Raw genomic sequence first — 13,543 nt, 5'->3', positions numbered from 1 at the left:
GTCAGGCTCCCTTCACGGCGGGGACGACCTCGTCGGCCAGCGTCCTGACCTGCCGGTCGTAGTGGTCGAACGAGCCGACCCTGATCACGATGTGCCGCGCGCCCGCGTCGGCGTAGTCGCTGATCCAGCGGGTGAACGCAGACGCGGAGCCGCCGAAGTACAGCTGGTACGCCGACATCGGGGCCAGCGGCAGGTTGTTGTAGCGGCGTGTGAAGTCCTCCAGGCCCGCCATGGCGTCCTGCTTGCTGTTGCTCAGGTTGACCGTGACGTACACCGACGTGCTGATCTCGTCCGGGTCCCGGTTGGTGATGCACGCGGTGTCCCGGATGGCCTTGAGCGACTCGGCGTACTTGGCCGGGGTGCTCAGCACGGGCATCCAGCCGTCGTAAAGCTTGCCTGCTCTGGCGACGGCCTTCGGCTTTCCGTTGCTGCCAAGCCAGATCGGCGGGCCACCCTTTTGCAACGGCGGTGACTGGTCTCGTAAGGCTTGGTAGTCGTGGTACTCGCCGGTGTAGTCACCGTCTTCGCCACGCCACGCGCGCTTGAAGAACTTGATCATTTCGTCGACGCGGGCCGCTCGCTCGTCGTAGCGCATGGTGACCGCGTCGTACTCCGCCTTGACCGGCAACGGGTTCCCGGTGCCGATCGCGAGCTTCAGACGGCCGCCACTGCACTGGTCGAGCGTGACGATGGTGTGCGCGAGCAGTATCGGGTCACGCAGCACGGCGGTCAGCGCGGCGGTGCCGACGGTGACGTGCTCGGTCACCGAGGCCAGCGCGGCCAGCAGCGTCAAGGGTTCCAGCCGATGCCGCGCGACGAACGAGTCGCCCGTCCAGAGCGAGTCGAAGCCGAAGTCCTCGACCTGACGCGCCATCTTGAGCAGCGGCGCGGCATCGGTGGCTCCCTTGATCGCGATTTCCCTGACGGGCAGAGCGATCCCGATCTCCATGGCTCAGTTCCCCATGAACTCTTCGGCGAACCGAAGATAGGTGTCAGGGTTCTCCGGGAAGGCGAAGCTGATCGCCAGCTCCTGCGCGCCGGCGTCCTCGTAAGCCTTGAGACGGTCACGGATGGTCTTGGCGTTGCCGACCAGCCCGTAGTCGCGGACGTCGCCGGGGAAGACCGCGGGCGTCCACGGCGCCACCAGCGTCTGGGCCTCCTCGTCGGAGTCCGCGAACACGCAGTGCGTCTGGACCGTGCGGTGGATCTCGTCGTAGTTCCGGCCGACGGCCTCGCAGTGCTTCTTGAGCACCTCGAACTTGTGCCGCATCCCGATCGGGTCCTGCGTCACGTTGCACATGTCGGCGTACTGCGCGACCAGCTTGAGCGTGACCTGCTCGCCCTCGCCCGCGATCATCAGCGGGATGTGTGGCTGCTGGATGCCCTTCGGCTGGTTGATCGCCTTCTTGAGCTGGTAGTACTCACCGTCGAAAGTGGTCTCCAGCTCCGTCCACAGTGACAGGATGATCTGCACGGCCTCACGCAGGCGCTTGAGCCGCTCGGGAGCCTCGCGGAACTCGTAGCCGTACGCGTCGTAGTCGGGCTGGTGCCAGCCGGCGCCGATGCCGAAGGTGTACCGGCCGTGGCCGAGAACGTCCACAGAGGACGCCATCTTCGCCTGCAGCGCGGGGTTGCGGTAGTCGTTGCAGGTGACCATGTGGCCGATGCGGATCCGGCTGGTGTCCCGCAGCAGCGCCGCGACCGTTGTCCAGGTTTCGAACAGGTGATGCTGCTCCGAGGTCGCGGTGTGCAGGTGATCGGCCACCCAGACCGTGTTGAACCCGCAGGCCTCCGCGGTCTGCGCGACGGCGGTCAGCGTCTCGTACGCCTCGATCGGGTCGCAGAACGCGCCCAGCTCGTGCACGAAACCCTGGGGTAGGAAGATGCTGTACTTGAGCGACATGGTTCAGGCCCCCGGAAGAGTGGTGTCGGCGGTGCGGGTGTTCTGGTACGCCGCGATGAGCCAGGTGTTCTCTTCCTTGACCATCACCCAGATCGCGCGGAACGCGCGCTCGGGCGCGGGGACCGTCTCGCCCGGCGCCAGCACACCGCCCTCGGTGATCACGAACGCCGCGTCCCGGCCGAGCGGCCGGACCTTGGTGATGTTCTGCAGCAGCGTCGTGCCCTTGTGCGCGGTGGCGAACTGCTGCGTCAGCACCGCGCGGATCACCTCGCGGCCTGCGAAGAAGCGGTCACCGGAGAGCGTCAGGCTGGCGTCTTCGGTGTAGGCGTCGGCGAACGCGTCGCCGTCGTTGGCCGCCCATGCTTTTCCGACCGTCTCGACCAGTTCACGGACGGCCATCTCGTCCACGCTCATGAAGAGTCTCCTCCAGTTCGCACCGGGTGTACCCGGCGTTCCCAGAGCATCGTCTGTCAGTCGCTAAGCCGCGGACGTCTTCCTTCTTGCCCACTGGAGCTCGGCCTCTGCCTTGAGAGCGGCGAGTGTGTATTCGATGGAGAAGGTGTTGAAACCGGGCCGATCGGCGCGGCCGGTCACCTTCGGGCCTAGGAAACGCCGGACGAACACGCTGCCGACGCGGTACCAGTTCTCGGTGAGCTCACAGCCGGTCGCGGTCGCGGTGACCACGTACTCCCAGCGCGAGACGCGGACACCGAACGGCGAGCGGACGTCGAAGGTGAACCGCAGCCCCGGCCTGCAGTGGATGACCTTCACCTTGGTGTGCCACTGTTTCCGGCCGTTGCGGTTGGTGCCGCGGAAGCGGGCGCCGACGGCCGGTCCGTCGCCGTCGACCCAGTGGCCGCCGACGTTCTCGGGGCTGAACCGGCCCATGCGAGGGAGATCGCTCAGCAGCGACCAGACGGTGATCGGGTCGGCGGCGATGTGGATGCTGCGGGTGATCGACGGTTCCACGCGGTCCAGGCTGACAGGGCTCGCGGGCGGCCGCAAGACGGTAGCCCGTTGTGCGCAGAAAGTAAGAAGGTTCGTGTAGCGCATTTGGCGGTACCGCGGCGATTGATGATCGAGAAAACATTCTCGCCATGCACATTCCCACAGAGCCCATCGGCAGTGTCCCGCGTCCCGCATTCCTGCTCGAAGGACTCGGTGACTTCGCTGCCGGAAAAATTAGCGCCGAAGCACTTGCGAAACTCGAAGAGTCCGCACTCGCCGACACGATCGCCCGGTTCGAAGCAACCGGTTCACCGGTCATCACCGATGGTGAGCAAGGAAAACCCAGTTTCGCGACCTATCCACTGACCGATCTCGACCTGGCGCCCGATGGTGTGGTCATCCCCTTCGCGGACGGTCACACCCGGCAGTTGCCGCGATTGGCTTCCGGCCCGTTCCGGTACGGCATTTATGCCGACACGTATTTGGCGAAAGCGCGCGCGATCGCTTCCAAGCCGGTCAAGCAGGCCGTGATCGCGGCGTCGGCACTCGGCCTGATCTACCCGGCCGACGGCATCGACGGCTACTCGCGTGAACAGTTCCTCGCCGACCTGGTCGACGGCGCCGCGACCGACATCCGCCGGGCGCTCGACGGCGGCGCGGACAGCGTCCAGATCGACTTCACCGAGGGCAGGCTCTCGCTGAAGCTCGACCCGTCCGGCGGGCTCCTGCAGTCCTTTGTGGATCTGAACAACGCGGTGCTCGACCGGTTCTCGGCCGAGGAACGCGCGAAGATCGGCGTGCACACCTGCCCCGGCGGCGACCAGGACTCGGTGCACAGCCTCGACGTCGACTACTCCGGACTGCTCCCCGCGCTCTTCCAGCTGCGCGCCGGCAACTTCTACATCGCACTGGCAGGCGAGGCCGAGCCGCAGAAGGTGCTCGCCATCATCGCCGAGCACGCGCAGCCGGAGCAACGCATCTTCGTCGGCGTGACCAACCCGATCGACCCCCGCGTCGAGACCGCCGAAGAGGTCCGCGACCGCGTGCTCCAGGCGGCCCAGTACATCAGCCCCGACCGCCTGGGCACCTGCGACGACTGCGGCTTCTCGCCCTTCGCCGACGACACGTCCACCTCGCGCGACATCGCCTTCGCCAAGATCCAGGCCCGCGTCGACGGCACCCGCCTCGCCGCCGAAGCCCTCGGCTGAGCTAAAAATCCCAATGCGTCGTTCGGTCCTTGGTAGGTGCCGAACGACGCATTGGGGACCTAGTAGGGACCGAAAGACGCATTGGGGACCTGGTAGGGACCGAAAGACGCATTGGGGACCTGGTAGGGACCGAAAGACGCATTGGGGACCTGGTAGGGACCGAAGGACGCTTTCGGGATGTTCAGCGGGCGGGGGCGGTCGAGGACAGGATCGCCGCGAGCACCAGTACGACCGAGGCGATCGCCACTTCGGCGGTGACCGCGAGGCGGAGGGTGCGGACGTCGGTGGCGACCGAGCCGCCGGAGTCGACGGCGATGGCGCGACGGCGCACGGCGCCCCGGCTCGCGTTGGCGGCGACCAGGAGCAGGGCGAAGAACGCGAGCTTGATGAGCAGGAGCACGCCGTACGTGGTCGTGAAGAGCGCCGAGAACGAGGCGACCGAACGCCAGCTCAGGTAGGCGCCGCTCGCCACGATCGTCGCGACCGACACGAACGCGACCGTCGAGAAGCGCGCGAAAACCTGGGCGAGGTCTTCGCCCGCGACGGGCCGCCAGAGGCTGAGCGCGATTTGGACGAGGCCGCCGATCCAGAGCAGGATCCCGCCGAGATGCGCCATGTCCGCGGTGAGCGAGAAGAACGGGATCGGGTCCGCGATGGCGTGGCCGGTCGCGGAGAACGTCAGCAATATTACGAAACCCGCCACCATCGTCAGGTTTTCGTAGCGCGGGCGCAACGGCGTGTCCGGGCCCAATAGCCTATTGGCCAGCCAGCCCGCCACGGCCAAAATGACCACACGAAGCAGCATCAGCTTGCCGTAGGACAGTTTCAGTGTCGCGCCGAGCAGTCCGAGGTCGGCCACCGCCGAGAGGTCTTGGCCCGCGACGTACGGGCCCTGCAACACGAGTACGCCGAGCGACGACACGGCCGTCGCCGCGCAGCCGCCGAGTATGACGCGGCGGACGAGCCGGTCGCCGCGACCGGCCGGGCGGCAGAGCAGGACGAACAGCAGGCCGCCGAGCAAAGCCAAGCCACAGAAGGAAACCCAGCGCAGCGCCGTGTGGATGACGTCGACCGCGGCGTTCGTGCCGTTCGCGGCGGACACCGAACCGCTCGCCGTGAGCAGCGGCCCGTCGCCGACCACGAACGCGAACGAGCCGCGGACCGGATGCGAGTCCGCGGAGATGAACCCGTACGTCACCAGATAACTGCCCGACGACAGGCCGGGCTTGAGGCGGATACCGACCACTTCGGACTCTTCGCCCGGCTGGAACACATGGCCGTCGTCGACGCGCGTGCCACGCTCGTCGACGACGTGCAGTGAGTCCTGCTGGATGCCGATGTTCTCCGTCAGGCGCAAGGAGATCAGCGGGGGCACTGCCTGCAGGCGCGTGCCCTCCGCCGGAGTGGTCGAGATGATCTCGACGTGTGCCGACGCCGGCGGCGCGCCGAACACGACGAGCGTGCACAGCAGGCCGACGACGCCGAGCAGCCTCGCGATCATCAGGCGGCGACGGGCACGCGCGGGACGGAGCAGGTGCACAGCGACTCGTCGGCCGCCGCGCGCCGGTGCACGACCATCGCGATGATCATCGGGATCGTCACGATCGTGTTGTAGAACAGGTGCAGCTCGACCCTGGGCACGAACAGCTGGATGATGCTCGACGGGGCCGCGCCGCCGCCGAGACGCCAGCCGGTCTGCGCCTGGATCAGCAGCAGCAGGTGCTCGATGTGGTGCCAGAACTGGATACCCAGCGCGAGATTCCACCACTGGCGCGACCGGCCGTCGAAGCCGCTGCGCAGCATCCACAGTAGAACGAGCATGATGATCGCGTAGCCGTAGTGCATCCACTCGGACTTGATCAGCCACGGGAACGGCAGGCCGAGCACACCGCGCGCGTCGGGGATTTTCCAGCCCAGCGCGTAGATCTGGAAGGCCTGCGCGAGGTGCTCTGCCCAGTGCGCGAGCACCACGAACGCGAATAGGGCCAGGGCCGGCTTGTGGTACTTGGTGTTCAGCGCGGTGATCCACTTCGAGGATGTGGCCGCTTCGAGGGTCGTCATCCCGGCTCCAGTTCGTGACGGTGGGTGATAAGGCGGGTTCTCCATAAGTGCTGTAACCGCAAGTGGTCGCCCTGTTTCGCGGTCTACCGACGGTAACTTGGGAGAAGAAGCGAAGGGAAGGATTCGCCGTGCGGATGGCCGAGTTGAGCAGGATAGCGGAAGTCCCGATCGCGACGATCAAATTCTATGTGCGCGAAGGCATCCTGCCGCCGGGGGAACGGGTCAAACCGAACCAGGCCCGTTACGGCGAGCGGCATATCCGTCGGCTCAAAGTGATCAGGGCATTGCTCGAAGTCGGCGGATTACCACTGGCGGCGGTCAAGGAAGTGGTATCCAGCGCAACCCCATGGGCCGAACGGACCGTCGAAGATTTGGCGGAAAGGCATGTCTTTCCCGCGAAACCGGGTTCGGCGCCGGAGCTGGCATTGGCCGCGATACTCGCGAGGCTGCGCGAACTCGGCAGGGACGACGTGCTCGCCGCGCTCGACGACTACGCGGCGGCGATGCGGCGCGTAGCCGAGATCGACGTTTCGCTCGCCCATTCGTCGCCGGACACCGTTTTGAGTGACGCTCTGTTGTCGACGCTGAGAAAGCTTGCGGTGCAACAGGTTTCGGCACGTCGCAGCGCCTGACGACAATCTTGACATGCGCGACGGGCCTGTGGAATTCTCCAGTTACTGACTGGGAGGCATTGTCATTATGTCATCACCCGAGTTGCCTGGACTAGACGTAACGACCCGTGTGCGGGCGAGGGATGTTCAGCTCGCCGGTGTCGCCGATGTGCGCCGCCGGGTCCTGATGATCTCCGGCGCGATCGACACCACCGGGCACGACGTGTCCGTGTGCGTGAACCTCCCGGAACCGGGACGCTGGCAGATCATCAAGTCCGAGACGAACCTGACCGACCAGACCTGGGTCGCGATGCAGGTGGTCACCGACGAGGAGTCGACCTTCGTCAACGACGAGGACACCTTGGTGCTTTCGCGCCAGTTCGCCAAGTCGTTCATGACACCCGATCAGCGGCGCCTCACCTTCTACGACGGTGAAGTGCGCCCCGGTGAAGCGGTGCTGAAGGTGTACACGCTGGAGACCGGCAGCCGCCGTCCCACGTACTCCTACTCCCGGTACAGCCCGATCTCGACCGACACGGCCGAGCAGTCGGACCAGACGCTGCAGAGCCTGATCACCGACGGGATGGGCGAACGGCCCGTCGTCGAGGTCATCGTCCCGGTCACCATCATCGGCTGACGTGATCTCCTTCGTACCCGAGCCGCACCTGCTCGGCTCCGCCCGAGGCCGCGACTGGCCGGGATTGCTGCCCTCGCCCGCTTTCGCCACCTCCGTCGTGCCGCCACGCTCGGCCGACGTGGTGATCGCGGGCGCCGGTCCGGCCGGGCTCGCGGTCGCCTCCGCCTTGTGGCACCACGGGATCCGTGACGTCGTGCTGCTCGACCGCGACCGCCCGTGCGGCCGGTTCTTCGGCCGGATCGACCTGCTGCGGCAACGGGTGCTGCGCTCCCCGTACGAGCATCATCCCGGCGTGGAAGGCTTCCGCGACTGCGAGCTGCTCGACTTCGCGCGCATGCACTGGTCGCTGCTCTCCCCGGTGGAGCGCAACGAGATCCGCATGGCGCAGGCCGGGCACCGGTCGGTGGTGCCGGTCGACGTGTTCGAGGCCTACTGCGAACATCTCGTCGCCAGCCACCACATCGGCGAGCGGACGTGGCGGCAGAACGTGCGTTCGGTGCTGCCGTCGGCCGACGCGGTCGCCGTGCGCACGGACACCACGACGGTCACCGCCCGCTTCGCCGTGCTGTGCATGGGCGAATCGCGGCGCGAGGCGCCGCAGGGCTGGTGGACCGGTGAGGGCGTGCGGTACTGGGATCAGCCGGTCCCGTCGGGCGCCGGCCGGGTCATCGTCGTCGGAGCCGGGCTCACGGCCGCGCACCTCGTGTCGAACGCGCTCGCCGACGGCGCCGAAGTGCACTGGGTGATCAGGGAAACCGAAGAGCGCTATCAGTGCGCGGACGTCAACTCCAAGTTCTTCCGGCCGGAGGGCAGGGCCCGCTTCGACGGTGTGAGCTGGGAAGACCGGATGACGCTGATGGGCAGGTTCCGCCGCGCGTCGATCATGTTCGAGTTCCGGCCGGGGTTCCAGCGTGCCGAGGCCGACGGCAGGCTGATCGTGCACCGCGGCCGCGCGGTCAAGGCGCTGTCCGAGGGCGTGTCCGTCGAACTCGAGGACGGCACCCGGATCGACGCCGACCTCGCGCTGCTCGCGCTGGGCACCCAGCCGTCCACCGGCTCCGAAGTGCTGCCCGACGAGGTCATCGGCGCCCGCGACGGCTGGGCCGACCTCGACGAGCGCACGCTCGCGTACCGGCTCGCCCCGCGCGTGCTCGCGGTCGGCGCCACGGCGGGCATGGTGCTCGGCCCGGCCGCCCGCAACATCGACGGCCACCGCATCGCGACCGCACGTGTGGCCGCGGCCGTCGCGGCGGGCCTGTTCGACCGGCCGCTCGTCTCGGATCTGGCGGTCTCACGTGCCTGAGCACGACACACGGTTCTCGATGCCCGGCATCGACGACCCGCCGTCGACCGAAGCCGGCGTGATCCTGATGGGCCTGGACGCCGAACGCCTGCTGGCCGGCCTCGGTCTCGCCACGCTCGCCGACGACCCGGCGCTCGTGACTCTGGCCGTCGACCGGGTCCGGCACGGCGCGCTGACCCAGTTCACCGCGCCCGGCCTCGTCGAGACCGGCGCCGCCCGCTGGCGCACGCTGGGCCCGGCGCTGGCCGGCACCGGCATCCCCGGCACCACCAACGGCTCACTGCGCCGCTCGTGGGAGCACACCCTGCGCGTGGTCACCGGGGTCCACCCCGGCCTCGGCCCCGGCTCGGCGGCCTATCTCACCGCTTGCTGGTTCCGCCGGGCCGAGGTCGACGCCCTGGCCCGCCCCTGACCCCTGGCCGGGCTAAAAAAATCCCAATGCGTCCTTTGGTCCCTGGTAGGTGCCGAACGACGCATTGGGGACGTGCCAAGGACCGAACGACGCATTGGGATTTTTTTAGCTCGGGCGGGGCTAGACGGCGATCTTCTCGGCCTGAGCCTGCCTGCGGAGGGCCGGGAGGGCCAGGAGGACCGGTGGGTCGAAGGAACGCTTCGCCCTGAGCTTCAGGTCCGCGGGCGGGGTTTCGACGCCCGTCCTGGTCTGGACGGGGCCCTGGTAGCCGACGTAGGGCGCGTTGGCCCACGCGGGCTCGGTGACGCAGTGGGCGACGACGTGCCAGAAGCCGTCGGGGACGCCGTCGAGCTCGAACTCGCCGGGTGCGTCGACGATGGCGCAGCGGACCGGGTTGCCCTCGGTGAGGCGGCGCGGGAACAGGCCGACGAAGACGGCCATCGGCGGGACACCGGCCGGGATGGTGAGCGTGCCGCGCACCACCGAGCCGCCTGCCGCCGGGTGGTTCACGGCGTCGCCGGGCACCACACCGCGGAACTTGCGGTAGGCGGTGGGGGAGACGCCGACCCGGCTGCTGAACCGGGAGCTGAACGTGCCGACACTGGCGTAGCCGACGCGGTTGCTGATGTCCGCGACCGTGATCGAGGTGGACAGCAGCAGGCGCTTGGCCTCGGCCAGCCGCATCGCGGCGAGGAATCGGCCAGGGGAAACTCCGGTGGCCTGGTGGAACATCCGCGAGAAATAGAACTTGCTGAACATCGCGGAACGAGCCATGTCGTCGATGGTCACCTGCTCGCCGAGGTGTTCGCGCATGGTTCCGATGGCACGCTCCACAGCGCATCGGACGGTTTCATCCATCATGGCCTCCCCTCATTGACCCGATTCGTTCCAGGTCAACTGGAGATTAGTGTTCGCGCTGGTCGCGGTGTAGTTACCCGATCACCGTCCGACATGTAATTTTGAGCGTCCCCGTATGAGAAATACATGATCGAAAAGGTGACCACGTTAGGGGTTGACGGTGCCGCCTTTTGGAGCATGCGAAAGCCACGAACGGGTGGTGCGGCGTCCACTGGATGGGAGCACGTGACGCCGAGCACACTTCAACGTGTCAACCAAAAGGGTTTCTCGAAGCGGGGGAGTTCCCGATGAACATTGTGACGTCTGAGCGAGTGAACGTCTTCTTTTCGGAGATCGGCTACAGCGGTGATGTCCGGGACGCCGGCATCAAGCTCGAGATCGACCGGTTCGACCAGTGGACCAACTGGCGCATGCCGGGAAACTCGGTCACCGACTGCATCTGTTTCATTCCGCCGATGGCCGAAGCGGCTTGAGCGGAAACCACGGCCCCGGCCGTCGACCGTGCTCCAGGGCGGTCGGCGGCCGGTTCCATGCCGGGAAGTGCCCAGCCATCGAGAACAGTGTTAGATATGTTGTTCTCAGTAGAGGGGGCTTTCCATGATCCGGGTACTGGTCGCCGAGGATATGCATATCGTGCGCGGAGCACTGGTGGCGTTGCTCGGCCTTGAAGCGGATATCGAGGTGGTCGCGGAAGCGGCCACCGGTGATGAAGTGCTGCCCGCGGCCAGGGCGGCGAGACCGAATGTCGCGGTCATCGACATCGACATGCCCGGCAAAGACGGCTTGAGCGCGGCGGCGGAACTGCACGAGCTCATGCCCGAATGCCGCACTTTGATCCTCACCAGCCTCGGCAGTCCCGGGACGCTGCGCCGCGCACTGGCGGCCAAAGTCGGCGGTTTCCTGCTGAAGGACGCGCCCGCCGACAAATTGGCGAACGCCATCCGCGGTGTCGCCGCCGGCCGTCGCGTGGTCGACGGTGAGCTGGCGATCGCCGCGTGGGATTCCGAGGACTGCCCGCTGACCCCGCGCGAGATCGAGGTGCTGCGGCTGACGGCCGCGGGCGCCGATCCCGTCGAGATCGCGGGCCAGCTCTTCCTCTCCGCCGGCACCGTGCGGAACTACCTCACCACGATCGTGTCCAAGGTGGGCGCCAAGAACCGCTTCGACGCCATCCGCATCGCCCGCGACGCAGACTGGATCTGAACGCCCTAGACGGGCACCACGGCGCGCAGCCGGAAGCGCCCGTCCTCGGCCACCGCGGCGGTGAGTTCCCCGCCCAGCGCGCTCACCCGGTCGGACAGGTTGCGGATCCCGTTGCCGCTGATCTCGGTGCCCGGCTTCGGCGCGGCCTGGCCGACGCCGTCGTTCACGATGTCGAGCCTGACCTCGCCGTTGATCCGGTGCACCGCGATGTCGCACTGCTCGACCTTGCTGTGACGCAGCACGTTCGTGACGCCCTCGCGCAGCACGACCGCGAGCACGGTCGTCACCGGTTTGGGTAATTCGCCCAGCTGAAGGTCCATCTTGACCTCCACCTCGGCCGCCGCGAGCACGGCCTGCGCCGAGCGGGACTCCTGGTCGAGCGACAGTTCGCGGTACCCGGTGGCCACCGACCGGACGTCGGCCAGCGCCTCACGGGACAGCTTGAGCACGTCTTCGAGCTCGGTCTCGGCGCGGCCGGGGTCGACGGGCAGCATGCGGTCGGTCAGCTCGGTCTTCAACGCGATCGCCGAGAGGCTCAGCCCGAGCAGATCGTGCAGGTCACGGGCGAACCGGAGCCGTTCCTCCGCGACGGCCACCTCGGCCAGCCGCCTGCGGGTGGTCTCCAGTTCGGCGGCGAGCCTGGTCATCCAGCTCAGCGCGAACACGATCAGCCCGGTGTTCACCGTGGCCACGGCGTTGAAGACGATGCCCTGCGGGTCGGCGGCGAACCCGGCGCGCACCCAGACGACCCCGGCGACCACGGCCGCGAACACCGTCCAGCCCGCCGGTGGCCGCAGCACCAGCAGCGCGGTGCCGGCGAGCCAGCCGGGCAGGCTCACCCAGTTGGCCTTCAGCTGGATCAGCGGCAGGAAGATCAGGCAGGCCTGGACGAACAGCAGCCCGTAGCCCTGCCGGGACTGGAGCCTGGCCGTCGGGCGGCTGAAGAACGACAGCTGGAGCACGAGCAGCGCCGCCAGGTAGCCGCCGGTCAGCGCGATCTGCCAGGGCGAAGAGGTGAGATAGAGCAGGTGGACCAGCGCGGCGACGCACATGCCGGAGAACACCAGCGCGACCGCGGTCCGCGTCTGCTTAGTGCCAGGCTGGGTGTCCGGGTCCTGGCCGGCCCGCGCCGCCTTCGCGTTCACCCCGTGCTCGTCGGGCAGCGGTAGCACGGTGTACAGCCGGGTGCCGCCGTCGCGCTGCTCCAGCGAGATCTTGCCGCCGAGCGCGGTGACCTGCTCGGTCAGCTTGCCCACCGGGCTCGTGTCCTCGCCGTCGGACGGCGCGCTGCCGTCGCTGGCGATGTCGAGCGTCACGGACTGGTCCGTCTGCCGGACGGTGATCCGGCAGGTGCTGACCTCGCTGTGGCGCAGCACGTGCGTCACGCCCTCGCGCAGCACGGTCGTCAGCACCGTGCGGAACTGGACGGGGAGGTCGCTCTGGTCGAGGTCGAGCTCCGCCTCGACGTCGGAGGCGGCCAGCAGCGACTTGGCGATCCTGGCCTCGCCCTCCAGGGAGAGCTCCCGGTAGCCGCTCGCGACCGAGCGCACGTCGGACAGCGTGCGCCTGGCGATGCCGGTCATGTCAGAGAGCACCGCTCTCGCCCGCTCGGGGGCTCGGCGCAGCAGCCGGTGGGTGAGCTCGCCCTTGAGCGCGATCGCGGAAAGTCCCATGCCGAGCAGGTCGTGCAGGTCGCTGGCGAAGCGCAGGCGCTCCTCGGCGACCGCGCCCTCGGCGAGTTCGGCGCGTGCGTCGTTCAGGCCGGTGACCAGCCGGGAGAGCTGGGTCAGCAGATACACGTACAACCCGGTGACCAGCACGACCAAGACGTCGTAGAGCCGGTCGAGCGTGGCGGTGTCCAGCGCCATCTCGATCGGGATCATGCTCAGCACGATCGTGCCGAACGCGATCCAGCCGGGTAGCGGGCGTAGCACCAGCAGCACACTGCCCGCGAGGAAGCTGGGCATGTCGTCCAGGTCGCCGCCGAAGAACACCATCGGCAGGTACCCCAGCAGCGCCTGCAGCACGAGCACGCCGTGGCTCAGCGTGGAGCGCAGCTGGGTCGACGGGCGGCCGAAGTAGAAGAGCTGGATCGCGACCAGGGTGCCGGTCACCACCGCCAGGCCGACGAGGGTGCTGGTCGTGGCGCCCGATTTGGACGCGCTGTACAGCTGGACCGCGAAGTAACCGGCGAACACCACGGTGACGATCGCGTTGGCGATGTGCACGGCTTGGCGAGGCCGCCGGTCAGGCCCGGCGGCGCCCCGCGGCTGCGCGGTGATCGTGATCCGATTTTCTTCCGGCATAAGCACCCCAGTCACCAGCTCGCTCGTAACCCCCAGAGGTCGTGCCGGGCGAGCGGCACAGGGGATTTTAACCGACTGCTGCTCACTGGGAAG

At 67.8% G+C, this 13,543-nt stretch carries 15 protein-coding genes; 7 read left to right on the top strand and 8 right to left on the bottom strand.

What is annotated here, in order from left to right:
- Position 1 precedes the first annotated feature (1 nt).
- From AB5J62_RS33280 to AB5J62_RS33265, 4 genes are all read right to left on the bottom strand, one after another.
- Entirely contained in the window at positions 2 to 949 is a 948-nt protein-coding gene (locus AB5J62_RS33280; protein WP_370943957.1) for an LLM class flavin-dependent oxidoreductase, read from the bottom strand.
- A 3-nt stretch (positions 950 to 952) separates the two neighbouring features.
- Complete coding sequence (locus AB5J62_RS33275; RefSeq protein WP_370943956.1) at positions 953 to 1,903, bottom strand: TIGR03560 family F420-dependent LLM class oxidoreductase; 951 nt, start codon at positions 1,901 to 1,903, stop codon at positions 953 to 955.
- 3 nt (positions 1,904 to 1,906) lie between these two features.
- Positions 1,907 to 2,317 (bottom strand): SgcJ/EcaC family oxidoreductase, encoded by a 411-nt coding sequence (locus AB5J62_RS33270; RefSeq protein ID WP_370943955.1) that lies wholly within the window; start codon positions 2,315 to 2,317, stop codon positions 1,907 to 1,909.
- 63 nt (positions 2,318 to 2,380) lie between these two features.
- Positions 2,381 to 2,872 carry an SRPBCC family protein gene (locus AB5J62_RS33265; protein WP_370943954.1) on the bottom strand — a complete coding sequence of 164 codons (492 nt, stop codon included), beginning with the start codon at positions 2,870 to 2,872 and terminating at the stop codon, positions 2,381 to 2,383.
- A gap of 128 nt (positions 2,873 to 3,000) precedes the next feature.
- On the opposite strand from AB5J62_RS33265, the gene AB5J62_RS33260 reads away from it, so the two are divergent.
- Entirely contained in the window at positions 3,001 to 4,059 is a 1,059-nt protein-coding gene (locus AB5J62_RS33260) for a cobalamin-independent methionine synthase II family protein (protein WP_370943953.1), read from the top strand.
- Positions 4,060 to 4,240: 181 nt separating this feature from the next.
- On the opposite strand, the gene AB5J62_RS33255 is transcribed toward AB5J62_RS33260, so the two are convergent.
- Positions 4,241 to 5,599: a copper resistance CopC/CopD family protein gene (locus AB5J62_RS33255; protein WP_370943952.1), complete on the bottom strand. Its 1,359-nt coding sequence runs from the start codon at positions 5,597 to 5,599 to the stop codon at positions 4,241 to 4,243.
- Positions 5,560 to 6,120: a hypothetical protein gene (locus AB5J62_RS33250; protein ID WP_370943951.1), complete on the bottom strand. Its 561-nt coding sequence runs from the start codon at positions 6,118 to 6,120 to the stop codon at positions 5,560 to 5,562. The genes AB5J62_RS33255 and AB5J62_RS33250 overlap by 40 nt, the downstream gene beginning before the upstream one ends.
- A 134-nt stretch (positions 6,121 to 6,254) precedes the next feature.
- On the opposite strand from AB5J62_RS33250, the gene AB5J62_RS33245 reads away from it, so the two are divergent.
- The 4 genes from AB5J62_RS33245 (at position 6,255) to AB5J62_RS33230 (ending at position 9,083) form a co-directional block, all read left to right on the top strand.
- Positions 6,255 to 6,752, top strand: coding sequence for a MerR family transcriptional regulator (locus tag AB5J62_RS33245; RefSeq protein ID WP_370950408.1), 498 nt, complete (start codon positions 6,255 to 6,257; stop codon positions 6,750 to 6,752).
- A gap of 109 nt (positions 6,753 to 6,861) precedes the next feature.
- On the top strand, positions 6,862 to 7,368 hold the full coding sequence (locus AB5J62_RS33240) for a DUF6423 family protein (RefSeq protein WP_370943950.1): 507 nt from the start codon (positions 6,862 to 6,864) through the stop codon (positions 7,366 to 7,368).
- 1 nt (position 7,369) lies between these two features.
- Positions 7,370 to 8,671 carry an FAD-dependent oxidoreductase gene (locus tag AB5J62_RS33235; RefSeq protein WP_370943949.1) on the top strand — a complete coding sequence of 434 codons (1,302 nt, stop codon included), beginning with the start codon at positions 7,370 to 7,372 and terminating at the stop codon, positions 8,669 to 8,671.
- A complete protein-coding gene (locus AB5J62_RS33230; RefSeq protein ID WP_370943948.1) occupies positions 8,664 to 9,083 on the top strand; it encodes a DUF6187 family protein in 420 nt (139 codons plus the stop codon). The genes AB5J62_RS33235 and AB5J62_RS33230 overlap by 8 nt, the downstream gene beginning before the upstream one ends.
- A gap of 120 nt (positions 9,084 to 9,203) precedes the next feature.
- On the opposite strand, the gene AB5J62_RS33225 is transcribed toward AB5J62_RS33230, so the two are convergent.
- Positions 9,204 to 9,941: a helix-turn-helix domain-containing protein gene (locus tag AB5J62_RS33225; RefSeq protein WP_370943947.1), complete on the bottom strand. Its 738-nt coding sequence runs from the start codon at positions 9,939 to 9,941 to the stop codon at positions 9,204 to 9,206.
- A gap of 287 nt (positions 9,942 to 10,228) precedes the next feature.
- Here AB5J62_RS33225 and AB5J62_RS33220 point away from each other — a divergent pair, with 287 nt between their 5' ends.
- On the top strand, positions 10,229 to 10,414 hold the full coding sequence (locus AB5J62_RS33220) for a hypothetical protein (RefSeq protein WP_370943946.1): 186 nt from the start codon (positions 10,229 to 10,231) through the stop codon (positions 10,412 to 10,414).
- Between the two features lie 124 nt (positions 10,415 to 10,538).
- Positions 10,539 to 11,144 (top strand): DNA-binding response regulator, encoded by a 606-nt coding sequence (locus tag AB5J62_RS33215; protein WP_370943945.1) that lies wholly within the window; start codon positions 10,539 to 10,541, stop codon positions 11,142 to 11,144.
- A gap of 5 nt (positions 11,145 to 11,149) precedes the next feature.
- On the opposite strand, the gene AB5J62_RS33210 is transcribed toward AB5J62_RS33215, so the two are convergent.
- Positions 11,150 to 13,465, bottom strand: coding sequence for a sensor histidine kinase (locus tag AB5J62_RS33210; RefSeq protein WP_370943944.1), 2,316 nt, complete (start codon positions 13,463 to 13,465; stop codon positions 11,150 to 11,152).
- Between the last annotated feature and the right edge of the window lie 78 nt (positions 13,466 to 13,543).

The sequence above is a fragment of the Amycolatopsis sp. cg5 genome, assembly GCF_041346955.1.
Classification (GTDB): Bacteria; Actinomycetota; Actinomycetes; order Mycobacteriales; family Pseudonocardiaceae; genus Amycolatopsis.
The sequence above is the reverse complement of the archived record's forward strand: the minus strand, read 5'-3'. Positions and strand labels throughout refer to the sequence as shown.

What these genes read in the sequence shown, in the direction of transcription:
- AB5J62_RS33280 (WP_370943957.1), bottom strand. Translation starts at nt 949, where the DNA reads ATGGAGATCGGGATCGCTCTGCCCGTCAGGGAAATCGCGATCAAGGGA.
- AB5J62_RS33275 (WP_370943956.1), bottom strand. Translation starts at nt 1,903, where the DNA reads ATGTCGCTCAAGTACAGCATCTTCCTACCCCAGGGTTTCGTGCACGAG.
- AB5J62_RS33270 (WP_370943955.1), bottom strand. Translation starts at nt 2,317, where the DNA reads ATGAGCGTGGACGAGATGGCCGTCCGTGAACTGGTCGAGACGGTCGGA.
- AB5J62_RS33260 (WP_370943953.1), top strand. Translation starts at nt 3,001, where the DNA reads ATGCACATTCCCACAGAGCCCATCGGCAGTGTCCCGCGTCCCGCATTC.
- AB5J62_RS33250 (WP_370943951.1), bottom strand. Translation starts at nt 6,120, where the DNA reads ATGACGACCCTCGAAGCGGCCACATCCTCGAAGTGGATCACCGCGCTG.
- AB5J62_RS33245 (WP_370950408.1), top strand. Translation starts at nt 6,255, where the DNA reads ATGGCCGAGTTGAGCAGGATAGCGGAAGTCCCGATCGCGACGATCAAA.
- AB5J62_RS33225 (WP_370943947.1), bottom strand. Translation starts at nt 9,941, where the DNA reads ATGGATGAAACCGTCCGATGCGCTGTGGAGCGTGCCATCGGAACCATG.
- AB5J62_RS33220 (WP_370943946.1), top strand. Translation starts at nt 10,229, where the DNA reads ATGAACATTGTGACGTCTGAGCGAGTGAACGTCTTCTTTTCGGAGATC.
- AB5J62_RS33215 (WP_370943945.1), top strand. Translation starts at nt 10,539, where the DNA reads ATGATCCGGGTACTGGTCGCCGAGGATATGCATATCGTGCGCGGAGCA.